The following is a 20,261-nucleotide window of genomic DNA, read 5'->3' as shown; positions in this document are numbered from 1 at the left end:
AGATTTCTCTTTCAAGCCTCATGCCTTTAGGCTGAGGTTCCTGACTGCTTGCAACTCGGTTCAATTGTTTGTATTTTTTAGCATAATATATACCACAAGCTCAGCCCGACTTCTTTAATTTTTCTTTACAAGCAGCTCCGGCAAAATTTAAACTTCAAAAAAGTTGGCCCTTTTTATTTCATTCCTATTTTATTTAGTAAAGTCAACAGCAGTCATCCTTCTGCGGACAGGGATGCTAGAATGTATCTAAAACGACTATTATTTATCAATGGCTCGAAATGTCCTACGTTGCCAGCATTCATATCTATCCGGTCAAGTCCCTTGACGGCATAGCAGTCAGTCAAGCACCTATTCTAGCCAGCGGAGCTCTAGAAGGCGATCGTTCTTTTGCAATCTGCGATGCAGCAGGAGAATTGGTTAACACTAAGCACAACAGCGGAGTCAGTTTTCTACGCTTATCCTTTGACATCAAAAAGAGAATTGCCGGTCTGAAAATTCAAGGCACCGAACAAGAAATATTTTTTCATGTAGATAGAGAACGCTTGGGAATAGAATCTTGGTTGAGCAGCTACTTTGGTTTCCCTGTCAAATTAATTGAAAACTTGCTTACAGGTTTTCCCGACAATACCGCTGCACCAGGGCCAAGCATTATCAGTACCGAAACAATTGCCGAAGTTGCATCTTGGTTTCCGAGAGTTTGCGTTAACGAGATGCGCCATCGCTTGCGAGCTAATATTGAAATAGGAGATGTCCCGGCTTTTTGGGAAGACCAACTTTTACCACAAGCCGATGAAATTGTGAGGTTTAAAATAGGGACTGTAATATTTGAAGCTATTAATCCAGGTCAGCCATGTCTCCTATCTACGCGAAATTATGCGGCGCAAGCAAGCGATCTAAATTTTAAAAATATACTAACAGCAAAGCAGAAGGAAATTATGCCTGACCTGCTAAAAAAAGGGCATTTAAATCACTTTACTCGGCTGATAGTCAACACGCGACTCGCACCTCAATCAGCAGAAAAAATATTACACATAGGAGACGAAGTTCACATTATCAGGGTCAGCAACTCTCTATTGAATACCATTTCTGATTAGTTGTAGGTTACGAGTCTGATCAAGCCGGCGGCAACTCCAAAGTAAGTTGACCCAAAACACCAGTTCTAAAATCGTTTAACATCTGCCTCGCCGTCCGTTCGACATCTCCTTTGTACCTGTCTTTTGCTACCTCGTGCAAATAATCTTCACCATTACTAGAGGCTGCATCTAATTTATACCTGGATTTGAAACCTGATAGTGATATCAACGTGTCATCAGTCGCCTCCAGCCCTTGGAGCAAATCTACCATAGCTGCTGCTACTACTTGATTGTCGTAAGCTGCTTCGCCAATATCTTCGCAAATAGCTAATTTTAGGGCATTTTCTTGATTGTTAATTCGGGTTGGGATCACTCCGGGGGCGTCTAATAATTCAATTTCGTCAGAAATGCGAATCCATCGGAGCGATTTAGTTACTCCAGCTCTGCGGGCACTGTCTACCACTCTCCGCCCTAACAGCCGATTAATTAAAGCAGATTTTCCGACATTGGGAAATCCCATTACCACTGCCCGGACTGGACGGGGCAGCATACCTCGATCGAACCTTCTTTTATTGAGCTGCACCCCAGCATCCTGCACGGCATCCGCCACAGCGTCTACTCCTTGACCGTGCTCGGCATTAGTAAAATACGCAGTTTCCCCCTGGGCATCAAACCATGTTTCCCACGTCTCGCGCGATCGAGGCGTAATCATATCCATGCGGTTGACGACCAATACTCGTGCCTTGCCGCCCACCCAATTCGGCATTTGGGGGTGATAAGTAGCCAATGGAATGCGGGCATCTCGGACTTCGAGCACCACATCTACCCGCTTTAGCTGTTCTTTTAATGCCCGTTCAGCTTTGGCAATGTGACCGGGATACCAGTGAATTTTCATTAGTTAGTTGACTGTTGACTGTTGACTGTTGACTGTTGACTGTTGACTGTTGACTGTTGACTGTTGACTGTTGACTTTTGTTACTTGTTAGTTGTTAGTTGTTAGTTGTTAGTTGTTAGTTGTTAGTTGACAGTTGTTAGTTGTTAGTTGTTAGTTGTTATTGGTTAGTTGTTGAATGACAACAGTCAACTGCCAACTGCCAACTGCCAACAGTCAACAGTCAACTGACAACTGTCAACAGTCAACTGACTAAGGCACAATCAAAACTGCACAAGGAGACAGATTGATCACCCGATTGGTAACGCTGTCAGACGCCCCATCATCGGTTAAACCCATCCCCCGACAGCCCATCACAATCAAATCTGCCCCAATTTCGTCAGCCACATCACAAATCGTGAAAGCAGGTTTGCCTTCCCGTTCGATGATTTCAGCTTCAATTCCCTGCTGGGAAAACATCGATTGGGCCTCAGAAAGAAGTTTGGCGACTGCTTCGGGGGAAGTCATCACCTCTCGCGCGGGGGCGTCGGCCTCCTCGGCTGGGGGCTCGACTACCGAGAGAATAACTAAACGAGCACCGTAGGTTTTTACGATATTGACCACCTTTTCGGCAGCTTCGCGGGCTTCTCGGCTTTGATCTACAGGAAATAAGACTGTCTTGAACATACTGCACATCTCCGGGACACGGACTCCGATAAAATGTTTAGGTTAAGCCAATCAGTGCCGTTTGTTCCATCTTCCGTTTTTTATACGGGCGCGGTTGAATGCGTCCGAGGCCGGGGTGCAAGTTACCAGTGCCGCCATTTCAACGGAATTCGACAAAAACACACATATTAGGAGGTTAATCCTGTGACAAAAAAAACTGTAGCAAATTTATCGGCATCGGACTTATCGGGCAAACGGGTATTGGTGCGGGCGGACTTTAACGTGCCGCTCGACAACGGCAATATCACCGATGATACTCGCATCCGGGCGGCTCTGCCGACAATTCAAGATTTAGCGTCCAAGGGCGCTAAGGTGATTTTGTGCAGCCACTTCGGCCGTCCCAAGGGTGTGACGGAGAAGTTGCGCTTGACGCCCGTTGCTGTGCGCCTGTCGGAATTGTTGGGCAAAGAGGTCAAAAAGACTGACGACTGCATCGGTGATGAAGTCGCTGCTACAGTCGCCGCGATGCAAGATGGCGATGTGCTGTTGCTGGAAAATGTCCGCTTCTACCCAGAGGAGGAGGCAAACGACCCAGAATTTGCTAAGAAGTTAGCTTCTGTGGCGGATTTGTATGTCAATGATGCTTTTGGTACGGCTCACCGGGCTCACGCTTCTACTGAGGGTGTTACTAAGTATCTGAGTCCTTCTGTGGCTGGGTTTTTGATGGAGAAGGAACTGCAATATCTCGGCAGTGCGATCGACAATCCTCAGCGTCCTTTAGCTGCTATAATCGGCGGTTCTAAGGTTTCCAGCAAGATTGGAGTCATTGAAAAACTGCTCGAAAAGTGCGACAAACTGCTGTTGGGTGGTGGCATGGTTTTCACGTTCTACAAAGCTCGAGGCTTGAACGTGGGCAAGTCTTTAGTGGAAGAGGACAAGCTGGAACTGGCTAAGTCTTTGGAAGCTAAGGCGAAGGAACGGGGAGTTGCTTTTCTGTTACCTACTGATGTGGTAGTTGCTGACAAGTTTGCTGCTGATGCTAACACTCAAACTGTCTCTGTTGAAAGCATCCCCGACGGTTGGATGGGTTTGGATATCGGCCCGGATTCAGTAAAAACTTTCCAAGATGCTTTGGCCGATTGCAAAACTGTTATCTGGAACGGGCCCATGGGCGTGTTTGAGATGGAGAAGTTTGCTGTGGGAACTGAAGGTATCGCTCATTCTTTGGCTGGACTTACTAAAACTGGTACTACCACAATTATCGGTGGTGGTGACTCGGTGGCGGCTGTTGAACAGTTGAATTTAGGTGAACAAATGAGCCACATTTCTACTGGTGGTGGTGCTAGTTTGGAGCTGCTCGAAGGTAAGGAATTGCCTGGTGTTGCTGCTTTAGATGAAGCTTAATTAAGTTAAGTAGGGCGGGCTTTGCCCGCCTTGCTGGAAGCTGGCCTATATCCTTGGCTGCGAATCATTTTTTTGAAGATTTACCGCAGAGGGCGCAGAGAACGCAGAGCAAGAGAAAAGAGAGAAGGATATGGGTTTAAAGTCTATAGTTTGCTAGTATAATTTTTTTGAAGTAGCAGTGAGGTTTGTTTGTGAAACTTAAACTCTTGGCAACTGTAACGGCAAGTTTAGCTTTGTTTGGGCTGGTCGATCCCGTTAAAGCTCAAAATCCAGATCATGTTAGGCAATTGCTGGAAACTAAAGAGTGCGAGGGCTGTGACTTGAGAAATGCTGATTTGTTCAAGGCTAGCTTGTACAGAGCTAATTTAAGAGGAGCGGATTTAAGCGGAGCAAATCTCTATGAAGCTAATTTGCTAGAAGCGGATTTAAGTGATGCTAATTTGTCTAATGCTAATTTAGTCAACGCTGAGTTGTACGGTGCTGAGTTGTACGATGCTAATCTGCGAAATGCGGATTTGTCTAATGCTTTTTTGGGGCGAGCTAATCTGACGAGTGCGGATTTGCGCGGTGCTAAACTTTTTAATGCGAATCTGGCCGAAGCTTCTCTGCTGGAAGCTAATTTGTCGAATGCCGATTTGAGGCGTTCGCTGGTGTTTAGAGTGAATTTGAATCGTGCGAATTTAAGCGGAGCGGATTTGTCTTTCGCGGATGTGCGCGAGAGTAATTTGCAGGCTGCTATTTTGTCAAATACCAGGCTTCCTAGGGCTCAATTGACCGGGACAAATATTGATGCGGCGAATAACGTGCGACAGGCTGATTTGGAACGTGCCAACTTGCGGGGTACGAATTTGGGGCCGGGGGTTTGCGTGATAACGAATTTTCCTTATTGTGTTTTGAATGTGGAATAATTTGCCTGCTGAGTGCGTCAGCCTCCATTTTTTTGGCAGCTACGGGAGTTTTTGATCCCGGCCCAAAAACGGATACAAGCCCCCGACTTAAGTAGTGGAAATCTCCAAATTTTAGACTAAAGTTTGAGTTCCCAGATGAATCTGTGGAGTAAATCTAAAATCTAAAATCTAAAATCGACTGACCCGGCCAAAAAACGGATACAAGCCCCCGACTTAAGTAGTGGAAAGCTCCAAATTTTAGACTAAAGTTTGAGTTCCCAGATGAATCTGTGGAGTAAATCTAAAATCTAAAATCTAAAATCTAAAATCCACTGGCTGGCTGGCGCACCCTAGGTTGAGATCCGAGCTAAGTTTGAGGTGGTTTGTATCCTCTTTCTAGGGCAAATCTCACAAGCTGGGCACGATTTTCTAATTGTAATTTGCTGAAAATGCTGCCTAAATGAGCTTGCACAGTCCGGGGGCTAATAAACAGCCGATCGCTAATTTGTTTGTTAGTATAACCCTGGATAACCTCCCAAAAAACTCTTTCCTCGGCTGGTGTTAAAGGCAAAGGTGCAGGTGCTGGCAATACTGCCACAAGTTGTGGTTCCACCGCCCTACCGCTAGAAGTTTGCAGCAGTCGGACAATTTCGGCGTGAATCCGGTGAGAGCGCTCTAACTGCGCCTTTACCTTGGCTAAGATTTCTTCAGACTGAAAAGGTTTTACCAGATAATCGTCACCGCCGATCGAATGACCTTCAACTTTTGACTCCAACTCGCCTTGACCCGACAAAAATATAAAGGGGACTAACTGTCCCAAACGGGTAGTTCGCAAACGGCGACAAAACTCAAACCCGTCCATTTCCGGCATCATGACATCTGAAATTACCAAATCTGGGGGGGCATTTTCAAAAATCGAGAGCGCCTCAACCCCTGAATTAGCGCATTCCACCCGATATCCTTGACTTTCCAGGTACATTGCTAAGACTGTTTGACAGTCTGCTTCGTCGTCCACCACTAATATTCTTTCCATGACAGGCTTGCACCAATTCCAGTTGGACAGTTCTTGAAACTGCCAGTCCCAAAGTAGGAACTTAATTGAGTTTACCTCCTGCAACTTGATAAAAGCTTGCAATTTCAAGACGCCACACTTTCTCAAATAGTCCAATTAGGGGCGCCTAGCGCATAAAAGGGGAAGCAGTAGAGCAATATGGGGAACAATCTCCTTCTTTGATTCGCCTATCATCAAAAGCTACAACTTTTTATGAGGAAGCGTCAACTTTTCTGCAGAAAATAGAAGGTAAAAGAAAGAATTTTATCCTATAAAATAGAAATTTTGGTAACACTTACACTATTCCTAGACCCGACATTGAAAGGTTTTTAGATTTTTCGGGTTCGGACACAGGTACAAAAGGAACAACGCGAGCAGGTGCTACTACTGGGGGCGGCGCGAACAAACTCGGGTCGGCAACCAACATACTTTCAATTATCGCTGCTGGTTCGGGGCGACTGAACAGATACCCCTGCATGATATCGCACTGATGTTGTTTCAAAAAATCTAGTTCTGCTTCTGTTTCCACTCCCTCAGCAATTACAGTCATATTCAAACTGTGACCCAGTAAAATTACTGCTGTAGTAATAGCAGCATTTTGAGTATCTTCGTTGGCATTACGGACGAAAATTCGATCGATCTTTAAACTGTCAAAAGCAAATTGCTTAAGATATCCTAAAGTAGCGTAACCGGTGCCGAAGTCGTCAATAGCAATCCGAATTCCTAGAGCTTTTAGTTGGTTTAAAGTAGCGCCTGCTACTGTCGCATTTTCCACCAAAGCGCTTTCGGTCATTTCTAATTCTAAATTAGCAGGCTCTAAACCTGTAGTTTCCAATATTTGGACGATTCGCGCCTTGAGTTCCGGGTCAGACAACTGCCGGGCCGACAAGTTTACTGATATTGTAAAGGGCGAAAACCCCGCCGCCAGCCAACTAGCGGCTTGAGCGCAAGCTGAAAGCAGTACCCACTCGCCAATCTGAATAATTAAACCTGTTTCTTCTGCTAAGGGAATAAATTCTCCGGGAGAAATTATTCCTCGATCGGGATTTTGCCAGCGCACTAAAGCTTCGGCGCCGATAACTTGCCCGGTAGCAATATTCACTTGTGGCTGATAGTATACCTGAAACTCACCTTGTTCCAAAGCGTGGCGCAGCAAAGCTTCGAGAGCAAACTTTTCAGGAGAGAGAGTCGTAACCTTGGTGGAGTCGTTAACTAAATCTTTAAGTCTGGCTTCTGCTTGGTGAAGCGCGACAGTCAGCGGTTGAGTAATAGTTTGCCGTTTCAAGACGCGAGAAGCAATGGCTCCCAGCAATTCAGCCTTGGTAAACGGCTTTGTCAAGTAATCGTCTGCCCCCAATTCCATCCCCCGACGAAAATCGGTTTTGTCACTTTGAGCCGTGAGGAAAATAAATGGAATTGTTCCAGCTAGCGAGTTTTGCCGCAGAGTCCGCAACACGTCATAACCGTCGAGTTCCGGCATCTGCACATCGCACAAAATTAAATCCGGTATCTCCGAAAGTGCCATCTGCACCCCAGCTCGACCGTTCTCGGCCGCAATGACCCGGTAGCTGTGAGATTCCAGGAGTTGCAGAAGAGTTTCCCGGATTAATTCGTCGTCTTCAATTACCAAAATTTTGAGCATGATACTTAGATAACAGATGGCACTATATATCTGAACCTGACTAACTCTAGCATACTCAAACTAGCAAATTAATAATTCAGCTAATTAGCCAATAAACCATTAGCCAAATGGCTGAATATTTCCCCTCGGTTCTTAAGTCACAATCAAAGAACTGCCTAAATTGGGGAGATTTCGCTCTCTTTCAAGAGCAGAAAACTGCTGCGCCCGACTCGTTTGATAAACTTTTATTACAAAATCTTCAATATTTCTCATAAAAGAAATTAGCCAAGAGTTTCAGTGCGCCGATGGCGGAAATTACTCAGGCTATCACTTATATGATGTCCGGTTAATTGTTCATAATTAGTCCGTGTTTTTACTGAAAACTAGAGTTTTTTCTCAATGGATGAATCAGGATGCAGCGTCCTGATTCATCCAAAAAAGGATATTTGCTTTCAGACAACAGCCGTGGAGAGATAAAAATTTTAGATTAAGGTTCAACCTGCCAGATTCATCTGTGAAGTAAATCTCAAATCTCAAATCTCAAATCGACTAACGGAGAACTTAATTATGGTTCTCTAACCGGAAATCCTATTATGCACTGCCTTAATTCACAGGCTTAGTGGAATTCGCGCAAAACTTTTTATCTACAATTGCAGAAGTAATACTGACAGCGTGCATTGATGATGACGGAATTATCAGGTTCTGCGGAACTACCAGGGTCTTTTTACAAACCAGCTCGCTACTGCCTACAGAGGCAAAGTTCCAAGCATAAAATTCGGGAGTGCTGACTGTCGCATTGGCAGGATGTAAACCTAGTCCAGTCACCAATACTAATCCAAAAGTCACTAAAGCTACGATCGCGAATCTCAGCATATTCTTTGTTTGAACAGGAAAACTTACCTGATCGGTATTACCTTATTATTGCGCGGGTGGATAGAGAGCGTCAATCGATTTTAGATTTTAGATTTTAGATTTTAGATTTTAGAGGCGACCCCACGGATAAATTCGGGGGGCAAGTTTCATCGGATACAGGTTTTTTATTTCTGAGTCCTGAGTCTGCGAAGGAATGAATCCGGGGGCTTGTATCCTGGATGCTTGATTGTCAATAGCAGTTATTCGGCCGTCAGGTTCAACTCGTAAGCGATCGGCTCGGATGTCTGAGAAACTACCACGAATTCATAAAAACCAGCATCATCCAGCAATCCTGACCAACTAAGTCCCTCTGCATCTTCCAGCAAAGCTCGCGCGCCCTTTGTCCCCCCCGGAGTATAAATTGACAGTAGCGTAGATTTGCGCGGTGCTTGCAAATTCACGCGCAAAGTTTGATTTTGAGCGAACCTGGCAATGTAAGCTTTCCCTTCTCCGGGTTTGAGATTGCCTGTGAGGCGTTTGCTCTTCGATAGGCGGTCAAATTCAACGCTTTCGACAGTTGCTCCAGCTTGTAAGGCTTCGAGTTCGTCGGCGGTAATTGCTTGCCAAATTTGTCCGATCGGCAAACCGATGATATTGCGATCGCGCGGCTGTTGTGGAAACCAAGAAAAGAACTTAGCATCAGCCAAATCGTACAAAGCCCGACTGCTCAAATTCAGCTTGTTAACCTCAGTTTTCCAGCGATCGATATCAGTGGTGTCGTAAGTGCCCAACCGCGCTCTAGCACCGCTGCTGATATTTTCCAGCTTGTCGAGCAACTCGTCGCCGATTTTCTGCCACCTTTCGCGCCACTGGCGATCTTCCTCGCCTTCTTTTAACAATCGTCCCCCCAATTCCGGGTATTTGGCATAGAAAGTCTCGTCCACAAGGTTGACGTAACCGTTATAGAATCGATCGTTAATTTTGAGCTTTACAAAGCGATCTTGCAAAGCATCTTCTTGCTGCTGCTTCGGGCTTGAAGGCTGGGGAACTTTCTGCACTTTTGATTGCAGATTTAACAAAGAATTGCCCGCAAACCAGCCAACTCCCCCCATAGTTGATAGCACAGCCACCACAAACAAAACCATTTTCCAAGCAGGCATTTTTTGCTGATTGCCAATAGCAGCAATTCGCACCGGAGTGCCCGGCAGTTTTGGCGTGGGAGCGGGCACGGGTATAGGCGAGAGATCCGGTGGCTGCGTGATCCCAAAATCCGGGGCTGGTGGCAAATGTGGCTGTAAAGGCGGATTGCCGGAGAGAGCGAGCATTACCTCGCGAGCCGAGGAATAACGCTGGCTCGGCTGCTGAGCAAGCATTTTATCCAGCACCAGGGACAAATTCGGAGACAGAGAACATTCCGCCCGCCAGTTCCAATTCAGCGTCTGGCTGTCGAGCAACTGATGCGGTTCCTTCCCCGTCAGCAACACTAAAACCGTTGCCGCCAGAGCGTACAAATCGCTGTGGGGAGAGACGATGCCCATCTGCATCTGTTCGATGGGAGCATAGCCGAGCTTGCCGATGCGAGTCGCGGGGGCGGGAGTGCCGTTAGCCTCAGCGAAAAGAGATTCTACGGTGGCGGCGACTTGTTTTACTCCGCCGAAGTCGATCAGCACTGGCATCCCGTCAGAACTCCGCAGAATCAGGTTGTCCGGGGAGATGTCGCGGTGAATCACTCCCAAAGAGTGAATGTATTCGAGCACGGGCAAAATCTGCAGCAGCAATTGATTGATTTCTGCTTCTATAAACCGCAAACCCTGACGCTTGCGGGCGTCGAGCAGAAAGCGGTAAGTTTGACCGGGTACGTAGTCTTGGACGAGAAATAGGTAGCCTCGATCGCTGATACTGACGCGGAAGAGTTCGCGAAAGCGGGGGATTTGATTGTGTTGCAGCTTGTAGAGCACTCCCGCTTCCCGCTCGAACAGTTCCTCGGATTTTTGTAAAGCGTAACTTCCATGTACTTGGGGCGCAAATTCTTTTAAAACGCAGGGTTCGTTAAATCGGTGGGCATCTTCAGCGAGGTAGGTGCGCCCGAAGCCTCCGTGTCCCAATTCGCGGACGATGCGGTAGTGATTGTTGAGAGTTATGCCGGGGTAGATGGGATTGTTCATTGGAACTTGCTGCGTCGGATTTTCACGCTTAACTGAGACTGGGAGTTTTGGGCGATCGCTGAATTAATCTTGACATAGTGTGTCAGTGTTTATTAGTCGATCGGCAGCTTGGCTATCCCCTGTGGTTATTGTGAAAACAGCGGTTTCGTGCTATGGAAGTTTATCTACTGCGCCATTTTTTCGATCGACCTCAAAATGTGTTCAAATTTTTAGTGTCCAGTCCAATGTGCGATCGGGTGTTAGCGCTACTAATTGAATCTTGAGCGATCGAGGTGCAAAATAGCTGGTAAAAGTATAGTCATTTATAGACATGGGAGGCTTCAAGCCCCGCCCCTTTCACTTTTACTTTGAGCGGATTGACCCGCCTCGGCTGAACTACGCAGCTCCCTATCCCATTGCTAAACGCATTTGAGATTGCTTTTCTGAGGATATTGTACGAACCGTTAACATCAGAATTGATTAATTGACCAATTGATGTTTTGTACAAACCTCGTTTAATTCGCTTGCCCGTGAAAACGGGGTCTTTATCAGTTTTTCCGTAAACTGGGATTGGGTCTAAACCCAGGAAGTTCGCTCGCGAGGTGTAGGACTCTTCTTGTACAATTACTTCGATTCCAACCAGTCGAGCTTTGTAATCCAACATCTCGATTAATCGAGCGTGAGGAATGCTGACAAAGTTTTGGTTAGTTTGCTTCCCTAGATCGATCTCGGTTTTCCATTGTGCATTCTTACCAATTACTAGCGTCCCAATTTGTTTCGCTACCAAATGGTCAACAATTAGGCGACTTGTGTGATGCAAGTAATTATCAACTTTTTGGTGGCGACAGCGAGTTAAACGCTGAATGCGACATGAGGTTCTGCGATTTCCTTTCAACTGACATTGCAACTTGGCTTTGCGCTTGTTGTAGAACTGGTTGATAGATTTCAACGGTCGCCCATTAACCAACAGTGGGGTAAACCCCGGTTGACTTGAAGTTAGCGCCGCTAAATTATCCAGTCCTAAATCAATGCTAGCTACAAAGTTGTCACCACTAAAGGTGGACTCCGGTTCATCATAAATCACCTCCATTACATAGCAATCGCATTTGGGAACTAATCTGACTTGGCAAATTCGAGCGGGATTAATTTTAGTTTTGATCGAAAGGTCAGTCCCCGAAAGTTTAATGATTCCCTTTTTCAACTGTTTGCTGCTAATTGCTTGAATTGTGTAAACGAGAATGTTTCGCCCTTTAGTTTTATCTTTGTATTTCGGCAGTTTTGGGCGACCAGTGAATTTAGAGGAATCCGTTTTGTAAGCTTTAACCGCTTCAAAGAATGATTTCCAATTCTTGTCCAACACCATTAAGATTTGTTGGCTAACCTTGGCAGGTAAAGCCTTGTACGCTTCGTGAGACTTCATTAAGCGGTTCATTTCGTTGTAGCCGACATAGCCCCATCCATAAATAAAACTCTGACGAATGACGTAGTTGGCGGCATTGTAGAGATTCTTGGATTTAAAAGCTAGTCGATCAATTTCAGCGAAACGGTGTTCCGTAGATTTAATGATATGTCGTTCTGTTAACTGCATTTAAGGCTTTTCTTTTTGAGATTGCGCGTATTTCACTCGACCGCTATGATAATATCATACTACTATTGCTTATAAGTGCTTACAAACTCAACGAAGTTTTACAATACGCATTTTAAGGAGCAAATCATGCAGCCAGAACAGCGTCAGCGAGCAATTGGGGCGTTTGAAGAGTTTTTGATGGCGCCGCTTGAGGAACGATTGCAACACCAGCAGAATCGAGTTGCCGAATCCAGGGCGATTCCCTACGGGATAGCTGCGCTTCACGCGCTTTTTCAAAAAGTCGCGGCCACAGTACCAGCTTACCAGACTTTCCTAGCTGCATTTAACATCAATCCCGCCTCAATTCAAACCTTTGAAGACTTCCAAAAATTGCCGCTAATTACCAAAGAGAATTATTTACGCTGTCACCCGCTACCTCAGTTGTGCTACCAGGGCAAATTAGAAACTTGCGATTTCATTGCTGTTTCATCTGGTTCGACAGGAAACCCGACATTTTGGCCGCGTTTTATCAGCGACGAGTTGCAAATTGCCGCTCGTTTTGAACAAATATTTCACGACAGTTTTTACGCCGACACTCGCTCAACTTTAGCTGTCATTTGCTTTCCGTTGGGAACTTGGGTAGGTGGAATGTACACGGCAAATTGCTGCCGCTATCTAGCGAGTAAGGGCTATCCAGTTACAGTTGTGACGCCTGGGAATAATAAGACTGAAATATTCCGAGTTGTGCAGGAACTTGGGGAGCATTTTGAGCAAGTAGTTTTGTTGGGATATCCGCCGTTTATCAAAGATGTGATTGATAGCGGAATTGCTGGGGGTGTGGAGTGGCAAAAATATCGAATTAAGATGGTGTTTGCGGGGGAAGTGTTTAGCGAAGAATGGCGGAGTTTGGTGAGCGATCGCACTCATTCTGACAATCTATATTACAACTCTGCGAGCCTTTACGGTACTGCCGATGCGGGCGTTTTGGGCAACGAGACACCGCTGAGTATTTGCATCCGTCGCTTTTTAGCAAACAATCCCGAAGCAGCACGCAATTTATTCGGGGAATCGCGGTTGCCAACGCTGGTACAGTACGATCCGAAAAGCCGCTTTTTTGAAGTGAATAATGACGGCACGCTGTTATTTTCTGGCGACAATGGCATCCCGCTAATACGCTATCACATCTCGGATAACGGCGGTTTAATTTCTTACGAAGCAATGCTCAATTTTTTGGCTGAATGGGGATTTAACCCTGTGGCACATTTGCAGCAAGCAGCAGGTATGAAAGTTCCTGATTTCCCCAGAGGAATTCGCTGCTTGCCATTTGTCTATGTATTTGGGCGATCCTCTTCGAGGGCTTCGCTAACGCACTTTACCGTTTCCTACTTCGGTGCTAACATTTACCCGGAAAATGTCACCGTAGGTTTAGAAGTTCCCACCATTCGGGAATGGGTGACGGGAAAATTTGTGCTGCAAGTCAAGGAAAATGCGGATCAAAATCGGTTTTTATCGGTGGTTGTGGAATTAGCAGCGGGGGTGGAGGGCGATGAGGAGATGAAGCAGGCGATCACATCTTCAATTCTCGCACAATTGCGGCGGCTAAACAGCGAATTTGCTAATTATGTGCCGCCCGAATATCAGTTACCTGTGGTGACATTAACGGAGACGGGCGATGCGGAGTATTTTCCGATTGGGGTGAAGCACCGATACACGCGGCAGTAAACCGTGTTTTTGTGAGTAGGGGATGCGCTAAATTGTATCGGGATCAATGTTTAATTCTCGCAGTTTCGCGGCCAGGCGATCGGCTCGTTGAGCCTCCCTTTCTGCAACCTCTTCAGGAGTAGGGACAAGCTCTCCTTCTGCTGTAAAGAAACGCAATTTTCCGCCACAAATTCCGAGACTCAAATCGAGCTGCTGACTTCGCAGATGCCCAAATTCGTTCGGTGCGATTGGTTCATATTCCCCGTCAACTAAATGAAACCCAGCTAATTCTAAAGTTTCGGGATCAAACCAAAAGTAATCATGAGTGCGAAAAGTATCTTGATAGAGTTGTTTTTTAAAGTTTTTGTCTATATCCGCTGTTTTGGGAGACAGGATTTCTACGATAATATTGGGGTACTTTCCCTCTTCATCCCAAACTACCCAGCTTTTCCGAGTTTTGCGTTCAGTTCCGAGTACCACAAAAAAGTCTGAGCCTCGGAAGTCCTTCGATTTGAGTTGCTTAGAACAGTAATAAAGGGCGAGGTCTCCAGCAGCATAGAAATCATTTCTATCTCGCCACAGCCATTCTAGACAGTTGAGGAGTAGGATTATTTGTCGCAGGTGCAGTTCTGTTTCCACCGGAGGTTCATCACTCTCTAAATCGCCGGGAGGAAAGATAAAGTTTTCCGGTATCTCTTGTTCTGGTATCTCTTGGGTAGTAGCTAATTCTGCGGTTGCGGACATGGCTGCTGGCTGAGGAGTAAGAGGTTGTGTGTCTATTTTAGCAAGCTTTTCATATCTCTGCCGAGGACTGTTCTGAAAGCCCGATCGCGCTTTTTGCAAAAAAATGCGATCGAACACCGAACAATATCAAATCTAGCATCATAATTCTTCATATCTCTCTGATATTAATCTGCGTGAATCGGCGTCAATCCCTTGTCATCTGCGGTTAATATATTCACTTTTTTTTACCGCAGATGAGGGCAGATGCAACACAGATTAACGCAGATGAATTATATCGAATCCGGTTGCACCCTCCGTGATTGTTGCCGGAATCGATCTAAATTAGTCTTTAACTACTAGCAATTACCGCTTTATTCGCCGTCAGTGTCCCTGAGAGCGGCCAGAATTTCCGGTCGTTTCATGCGCGCGTAGCCCCGCACTTTCCTGTCTTTGCCGATCGCCTTCAACCGTCTCAGCGAAAGACTTTCGTAGTCTTCTTCTGGGGACGGAAACGGCAACTCCAACTGCAACTGCGGTAACTGAGGTTTCTGCTGTGCTTTCGACTGCTTCTTCGGCTGCGTTTTTGACTGCTTCTTCGGTTGTGCCTCTGGCTGTATTTCTGAGTGCGTCACTGTGGCTCCCAGTTGGCGGCGGAGCGTTTCAATTTGATTTTTCAGGTCATTTTCTACGTCTTCAATAGCGTCGGAAACAAACTGATTAATTGTTTGGACTGTGCGTTCTAATTTTGTTGACAGTAGTTTTTCCAGTTCATCCAACTGTCTCAAAGCACCTTCTAGATTTCCCTCAGAAATAACAGCCGATGTTGGCGGACGGTTGCTGCTCGATTGTTCAATTTTTTTAGCCATTTTATCTACCTTTTCATGAAATGCTTTTTCCACTTGTTCGAGCAAATGCTTAATCTGTTCTATTTGATTACGCTCAAAGTTCTGATCAGTTAGAGCTTTTACGTGCTTTTTTAGCAGGTCTTCATTTTTTTTAACAGATTGTTCTATTTGTTTTGTTAGACTATCTACCTTTTTTTGAAATGATAGCTCAAATTGTTGCAGTACAGTCTCAATTTGTGCAGTTTTCTGAGTAGGTTGCGGAGCTAAATGTTCCATTTCTGCTTGAGCAACAGCTACCTCCTCGTCGGTCATTTCAAATACCCAAGCCCACATTTGCTCGATGCCGAGTTCTTTAGCAACAATACACCAATCTGAGCCGCAGACTACTTCATATTCTTCTTCGTTGCTATAAGCTTCTGTAGGGCGTACAATTAAAGGAATTAAGTTGCTGCCTTGCTCGATCAGACTTCTCCTGAGAGCTTCGCGGCGTTCGCGAGGAATTTCGCCCCGATGAGGCTCTGGTACTGCAATTTGGGAAGTGTAAATCTGGCTGTGACTAATTGGCTTAATTCGCAAATATTCAACTATTCGGTTTTGATCCGACGATCGCTCCATCTTGTTATAAGTCCCCTTTTCTCATTAAAATCTGGTGTTTGGGTGTTTATGTATATTTGCACTTTACAGCCTGCATTTTAAGTGCAGCATGACCAACCCAAGAACTCTAATTGTAGGGTGCGAGACAAACACCTTACCCAGACTGTGGTTAAGTTATAAGGGTTTCTTGGCCTGAGTCTTCCAAGTCTAGGATCGCACTCGGTTATCTGGGGGAGATATCGCTTTGCTGCTGTACTTGTGCGGCTGGCTGTGCGGTGACAGCCCGGGCGATGGCGTCCCGCCCTCGCCCGTGCTACAGCAAAAGTTACTGCAATTCCTAAAAAAAGCGACTGTGATGAGTTTAACTGCCTGTGGGACACCAACGATACAATGCTTTACTCATCTTTACTTTTTTTGGCGTCAGGGCGATCGGGCTGACGTTGCGAGTAGCCGCAGGAGTTGCAAGTTATGAGTATTTTTGCCACTTGTCAATTATTTTAATCATTGTTTTGTCACCTAACTTATCAACACGTTCCACCACATTTGCAAATGATGTAAACTGTCGCACACCTCGCTGTTCGATGATTGTTTTGATTACTGGAAGCTTTAATCCAGCATCTTTAAAATTCGCGAACAGTGCAGATTGATCTAAATTATTTAGTGCTTCCAACGCCGACATTGATTCCGAAGTTACTTTTTTAACTTCTGGTATTCTCTCTACCAACACTTGTTTTTCGGTTGGCAACTCGGATTTCAACTCATTAATTCTGTTTGCTAACCCAGCTTCAACTAACAGAGATACTTGTTGTAAAAGTCGGTTTTCAACTTCTTGTATACTCAGTGCTAATACCTGTTTTTCACGGGCATACTCGGCTTTTAATTCATTAATTTGGTTTTCAAACTGAGCTTCAAGATTGGTTAGCCTCTGTTCTAAACTGGATGATGATTGAGGAGTTTCATTCTCACAGGATTTAGGAACTTCGACCAAAGAAACCGGGTTTTTGATTGAATCTGCGGGCTGTGACGAAGTATTTTCCTCAAGAAACAAGGTTTCTGGGTTCTCAACTAAATTTTCAGTTTTGGCTGATTTCCTCAGCGCTTGAACTTGCTCTAAAAGCACTCCTTCATTTTCGGGTTCAAGAATAAATGCTCCGATTGTCTCGCCTTTCATAGGGTTGATTTCCCTGGCTTTCACCGCAGCGTAGTATTCAAAGTCTCCGTCTACTATCTCGTAGGTATCCATACCGTTGCGGCGGAGAATTATGGGGTTGATCAATCCTCCTAATTCTAAAATCAGTTGCGCCAGTTTCTCCAAATCGCGATCGGCAAAATTGGAACGGGGAACTGTGGATGTAATCTTTTTAACTAGAACCAGCGACACCAATAATTTTTTCATTATTTACCACCTATCTTTTCCAAGACTTCCATTGCTAATACTTCAAATTCTTGAGATGCGGTAGAATCTGGATTAAAGTCTAGCACGGAAATCGGATCGGCAATTTCCATATCTCCCACCATCTGAGTTTGTTCTGCACACTTAGCCAAATCATCTCTTTCGTAAATGGCGCTTTCCATAATTTCCAGGCCGTAGCGTTTGGGAATTGCCGCCCTCCGTTTGGGCAAACTGTACTGTATAAATTTAGTGTTAGTTGATATTTTACAAGGAAGTACGCCTAAAATTTCTAGAGGATTTCTGCCAATTAGTTTCTTGAATCCATTGATTTTTCCGATAAAATCTTTGACATGAATTAGTCCTTGATTGGCAAAAGGCTTTAAGTCAGAAGGAATAATTAAATAATCAGCAGCAATCAAAGCAACTCTAGCATATAAATTCAAAGATGGCGGCGTATCAATCAGTACAATATCGTACTTTTCTTGTACTTCGGCTAGTTTTTGAATCAGAATTATTTTACTGTAATCCAGTGAGTTCAGTTCATTTTCATATTGCATTAAATCAATATGAGAAGGAATCACATCTATTGCTGGAGTGCAAAAATTAGACTTTCTCGCGACTGCTGATATTGAGTAAAAATCTGCTGACTGCAAGACGTGAAGAATATTGTTGTTTTTCAAATCATCTTGTTCTTCATCCTCGAATTTTACTAAACCTGTCGCAAAGGTTGTATTTGCCTGACTGTCTAAGTCGATTACCAAGACTCTTTTACCTTGTTTGCTCAGCGCTGCGGCTAAATTGACTACTGTTGTAGTTTTGCCAACGCCACCTTTATTGTGGTAAACTGCAATGATTTTCATCGTATTTTGAGTTTTTGGGGGAACGGTTACATCGGATTTAACTTGAGGCTTAACTAGATAATTTTCAGGTATTTGTTCCGGTTCTGAGATTTGACTTGGCTCAGGTTCTGCGGGGGCGGGATTGTTGGGCTGTACTGGGACTTCGCTAATTAACTCAGGACTAACAAAATTAATTTTACTATCTTCCAGTTGAAGATTATCGGGATTTTTTATAAAATTTAAACTATCTCTGCCAATTAAAGCGATAATTTCCTCAATTCTATTTTCAATGTCTTTTCCAGCACACTTAAAGACTAGCTCGATATGATCGGCGACTCTTTCGTAAATTCTAATTTCTTTACCGTTAGTTATGAGTCCGTAGCGGATGCTCAAACTTGTTAAATAGCGAGTGAGTTTTCGCAGGTGGCGGTCTAAATTTTCTTTCGGATGTTTAGCCTCCATAACTACACTCATCGGCGAGTCTGTCTCGACAACTATGGGGATAACTTGGGTGGCAAATGAGAGGAAGTCTAGGCGAATAGTCCCAAATTCTATTTCTTGGTGCCAAGTGTCGGGGGTATAGCCTAGTTTTGGTAGCAGATAGCTGACAATGAGTTTGCTTTCTACTTCGCTTTCGTTGCGACAGTTATTGGGATTGAAAGTCATTCGATTTTAGATTTTAGATTTTAGATTTTAGATTGGGAATGACTGATTTAATAATGGTACGGATTGTGATATTGACAGTAGGGCGCGCATTCCTCTCCTTACAAAGGCTAGGGATTGTAATATCTAAAAACCCGGTTGTGTTTGACAAACCGGGTTTTTGTGGCATTTATCGCGTTTAAAACTTACTTGGTTTTAGCGTTAAATTCCTGCAATGTTTTATAGCCACCAGCAGGATTGTACAAGTGACAGTTGTCGGCAATCCGCTTCATTAAAGACCAAGAAAATTCTGTTTCGTAGAGATGATCTTGCCAATTTTCCTTTAAGCTGCTGTGGGCCAGGCGCAAATTGTACCAGGGAATAGCAGTTGAAAGGTGGTGGGGAACGTGGACGTTAATGTCGTGGCACAGAAACTCTACCCAGCGGGGATAATCGCAGTGAACTGTTCCCGATAGTTGCGCTTGGGCTTCGTTCCATTCTTCCGGTTCTTTAAAGGAAATGTCTGGTGCTGTGTGGTGGACGATCGTAAAAGTGCTCATCCAGAAATGGTAAACCAGCCAGGGCACTAACCAAAATTTGACAAATCCCCAAATGCCTGTGGTTGCAATTAAAATCGGGAATCCGATCGCAGCACCGATTAAAACGACAAAAACTGAAAACCGCACTTGTTCTTGTTTCTGTTGGCCTTTGAAGCGCCACCACATAAAGTGCACTTTTGCCCAGTGGGCGATCGAGCCGATCCACCACATCCGACCGAATATTAAACTATAAGCTATTTGTAAAGGCTTGGACGCGCCAGCGTAGTCTGCTGCTGTCATCGGCTGCCAAGCATTATCTTCGCCAATTTTGTTGGTGTGCTTGTGGTGGTAATTGTGTCCATGCCGCCATGCGTGAAACGGGAAAATTAACGGCAGAAATGCAATATGTCCCACTAAATCGTTTACCCAGCGGCGGTTAGCAAATGACCGATGGCCGCAGTCGTGGCCGATCACAAAAAAACCGGTTAATCCGGTTCCTGTGAAAATCCACATTAGGGGTAGTAGAAACCAAGGAGAGACTGCTATGCCCCAATAACCGACAGCAACGAGCAAAACGTTGACGATTACTTTTGTCCAAGCTTTGCGGGGGTTTTTGACGAATACTTCCCGCGGCAGGGTTTTGAGAATATCTTTGAGGCGCAGGTTGGAGGTGTCACTTGCGGATGTCAAATTTAGTGGTTTTTCGATCGATGCTGTCATAAATTGATTTCGATTCTCCGTATGCCATGAGGATGGCTTAACAAAATTAGCGCATAAAAAAGCGCAGTAAAATCTCAGCTCGTTGCCAGCTTGCGGCAGACGAGTTGAGCAGTAGGCAAGCGCGTTTTA

General features: G+C 44.9%; 16 protein-coding genes. 4 read left to right on the top strand and 12 right to left on the bottom strand.

Features of this window, described 5'->3' with window-relative positions:
• Positions 1-278 precede the first annotated feature (278 nt).
• A complete protein-coding gene (locus QUA36_RS01800; RefSeq protein ID WP_333454800.1) occupies positions 279-1,094 on the top strand; it encodes an MOSC N-terminal beta barrel domain-containing protein in 816 nt (271 codons plus the stop codon).
• A gap of 19 nt (positions 1,095-1,113) precedes the next feature.
• Here QUA36_RS01800 and ylqF read toward each other — a convergent pair whose 3' ends face one another.
• Together ylqF and QUA36_RS01790 are read right to left on the bottom strand one after the other, a co-directional pair.
• The gene (gene ylqF, locus QUA36_RS01795; RefSeq protein WP_333164267.1) at positions 1,114-1,968 is read right to left on the bottom strand and encodes a ribosome biogenesis GTPase YlqF; all 855 of its coding nucleotides are present in this window, start codon (positions 1,966-1,968) and stop codon (positions 1,114-1,116) included.
• Between the two features lie 249 nt (positions 1,969-2,217).
• The gene (locus tag QUA36_RS01790) at positions 2,218-2,631 is read right to left on the bottom strand and encodes a universal stress protein (protein ID WP_333151871.1); all 414 of its coding nucleotides are present in this window, start codon (positions 2,629-2,631) and stop codon (positions 2,218-2,220) included.
• Between the two features lie 183 nt (positions 2,632-2,814).
• Between QUA36_RS01790 and QUA36_RS01785 the strand changes: the two genes are divergently transcribed.
• Both QUA36_RS01785 and QUA36_RS01780 read left to right on the top strand, forming a co-directional pair.
• On the top strand, positions 2,815-4,014 hold the full coding sequence (locus QUA36_RS01785; RefSeq protein ID WP_333065849.1) for a phosphoglycerate kinase: 1,200 nt from the start codon (positions 2,815-2,817) through the stop codon (positions 4,012-4,014).
• Positions 4,015-4,205: 191 nt separating this feature from the next.
• Positions 4,206-4,922 (top strand): pentapeptide repeat-containing protein, encoded by a 717-nt coding sequence (locus tag QUA36_RS01780; protein WP_333455079.1) that lies wholly within the window; start codon positions 4,206-4,208, stop codon positions 4,920-4,922.
• 346 nt (positions 4,923-5,268) lie between these two features.
• On the opposite strand, the gene QUA36_RS01775 is transcribed toward QUA36_RS01780, so the two are convergent.
• The 5 genes from QUA36_RS01775 to QUA36_RS01755 all read right to left on the bottom strand — a co-directional run bounded on the left by QUA36_RS01775 (position 5,269) and on the right by QUA36_RS01755 (position 12,157).
• On the bottom strand, positions 5,269-6,042 hold the full coding sequence (locus tag QUA36_RS01775) for a response regulator (protein ID WP_445251298.1): 774 nt from the start codon (positions 6,040-6,042) through the stop codon (positions 5,269-5,271).
• Between the two features lie 205 nt (positions 6,043-6,247).
• Complete coding sequence (locus tag QUA36_RS01770) at positions 6,248-7,594, bottom strand: EAL domain-containing response regulator (RefSeq protein ID WP_333164272.1); 1,347 nt, start codon at positions 7,592-7,594, stop codon at positions 6,248-6,250.
• A 582-nt stretch (positions 7,595-8,176) separates the two neighbouring features.
• Positions 8,177-8,446 carry a hypothetical protein gene (locus tag QUA36_RS01765; RefSeq protein WP_333365520.1) on the bottom strand — a complete coding sequence of 90 codons (270 nt, stop codon included), beginning with the start codon at positions 8,444-8,446 and terminating at the stop codon, positions 8,177-8,179.
• A 239-nt stretch (positions 8,447-8,685) separates the two neighbouring features.
• On the bottom strand, positions 8,686-10,590 hold the full coding sequence (locus tag QUA36_RS01760) for a serine/threonine-protein kinase (protein WP_333455187.1): 1,905 nt from the start codon (positions 10,588-10,590) through the stop codon (positions 8,686-8,688).
• A gap of 298 nt (positions 10,591-10,888) precedes the next feature.
• A complete protein-coding gene (locus QUA36_RS01755) occupies positions 10,889-12,157 on the bottom strand; it encodes a transposase (RefSeq protein ID WP_333365525.1) in 1,269 nt (422 codons plus the stop codon).
• A gap of 126 nt (positions 12,158-12,283) precedes the next feature.
• Between QUA36_RS01755 and QUA36_RS01750 the strand changes: the two genes are divergently transcribed.
• Entirely contained in the window at positions 12,284-13,858 is a 1,575-nt protein-coding gene (locus QUA36_RS01750) for a phenylacetate--CoA ligase family protein (RefSeq protein WP_333455185.1), read from the top strand.
• A gap of 27 nt (positions 13,859-13,885) precedes the next feature.
• On the opposite strand, the gene QUA36_RS01745 is transcribed toward QUA36_RS01750, so the two are convergent.
• The 5 genes from QUA36_RS01745 to QUA36_RS01725 all read right to left on the bottom strand — a co-directional run bounded on the left by QUA36_RS01745 (position 13,886) and on the right by QUA36_RS01725 (position 20,132).
• Entirely contained in the window at positions 13,886-14,581 is a 696-nt protein-coding gene (locus QUA36_RS01745; protein ID WP_333455183.1) for a Uma2 family endonuclease, read from the bottom strand.
• A 350-nt stretch (positions 14,582-14,931) separates the two neighbouring features.
• Positions 14,932-16,020 (bottom strand): Rho termination factor (modular protein), encoded by a 1,089-nt coding sequence (locus QUA36_RS01740; protein ID WP_333455181.1) that lies wholly within the window; start codon positions 16,018-16,020, stop codon positions 14,932-14,934.
• Positions 16,021-16,465: 445 nt separating this feature from the next.
• Complete coding sequence (locus QUA36_RS01735) at positions 16,466-17,395, bottom strand: ParB N-terminal domain-containing protein (RefSeq protein ID WP_333455180.1); 930 nt, start codon at positions 17,393-17,395, stop codon at positions 16,466-16,468.
• A complete protein-coding gene (locus tag QUA36_RS01730; RefSeq protein ID WP_333455178.1) occupies positions 17,395-18,897 on the bottom strand; it encodes an AAA family ATPase in 1,503 nt (500 codons plus the stop codon). Before QUA36_RS01730 ends, QUA36_RS01735 begins: the two co-directional genes overlap by 1 nt.
• A gap of 182 nt (positions 18,898-19,079) precedes the next feature.
• Positions 19,080-20,132 carry a fatty acid desaturase gene (locus tag QUA36_RS01725; RefSeq protein WP_333455176.1) on the bottom strand — a complete coding sequence of 351 codons (1,053 nt, stop codon included), beginning with the start codon at positions 20,130-20,132 and terminating at the stop codon, positions 19,080-19,082.
• Between the last annotated feature and the right edge of the window lie 129 nt (positions 20,133-20,261).

Origin of the sequence: Microcoleus sp. Pol10D4, assembly GCF_036701555.1 — a bacterium.
In the GTDB taxonomy this organism is placed as follows: domain Bacteria; phylum Cyanobacteriota; class Cyanobacteriia; order Cyanobacteriales; family Microcoleaceae; genus Microcoleus.
Note: the sequence above shows the minus strand (reverse complement) of the source record. Positions and strands in the feature narration are given on the sequence as shown.

Bases quoted from the DNA above. Each gene is read 5' to 3' on its own strand.
- QUA36_RS01800 (WP_333454800.1), top strand. From the start codon at position 279: ATGTCCTACGTTGCCAGCATTCATATCTATCCGGTCAAGTCCCTTGAC.
- ylqF (WP_333164267.1), bottom strand. From the start codon at position 1,968: ATGAAAATTCACTGGTATCCCGGTCACATTGCCAAAGCTGAACGGGCA.
- QUA36_RS01790 (WP_333151871.1), bottom strand. From the start codon at position 2,631: ATGTTCAAGACAGTCTTATTTCCTGTAGATCAAAGCCGAGAAGCCCGC.
- QUA36_RS01770 (WP_333164272.1), bottom strand. From the start codon at position 7,594: ATGCTCAAAATTTTGGTAATTGAAGACGACGAATTAATCCGGGAAACT.
- QUA36_RS01765 (WP_333365520.1), bottom strand. From the start codon at position 8,446: ATGCTGAGATTCGCGATCGTAGCTTTAGTGACTTTTGGATTAGTATTG.
- QUA36_RS01760 (WP_333455187.1), bottom strand. From the start codon at position 10,590: ATGAACAATCCCATCTACCCCGGCATAACTCTCAACAATCACTACCGC.
- QUA36_RS01755 (WP_333365525.1), bottom strand. From the start codon at position 12,157: ATGCAGTTAACAGAACGACATATCATTAAATCTACGGAACACCGTTTC.
- QUA36_RS01750 (WP_333455185.1), top strand. From the start codon at position 12,284: ATGCAGCCAGAACAGCGTCAGCGAGCAATTGGGGCGTTTGAAGAGTTT.
- QUA36_RS01745 (WP_333455183.1), bottom strand. From the start codon at position 14,581: ATGTCCGCAACCGCAGAATTAGCTACTACCCAAGAGATACCAGAACAA.
- QUA36_RS01740 (WP_333455181.1), bottom strand. From the start codon at position 16,020: ATGGAGCGATCGTCGGATCAAAACCGAATAGTTGAATATTTGCGAATT.
- QUA36_RS01735 (WP_333455180.1), bottom strand. From the start codon at position 17,395: ATGAAAAAATTATTGGTGTCGCTGGTTCTAGTTAAAAAGATTACATCC.
- QUA36_RS01730 (WP_333455178.1), bottom strand. From the start codon at position 18,897: ATGACTTTCAATCCCAATAACTGTCGCAACGAAAGCGAAGTAGAAAGC.
- QUA36_RS01725 (WP_333455176.1), bottom strand. From the start codon at position 20,132: ATGACAGCATCGATCGAAAAACCACTAAATTTGACATCCGCAAGTGAC.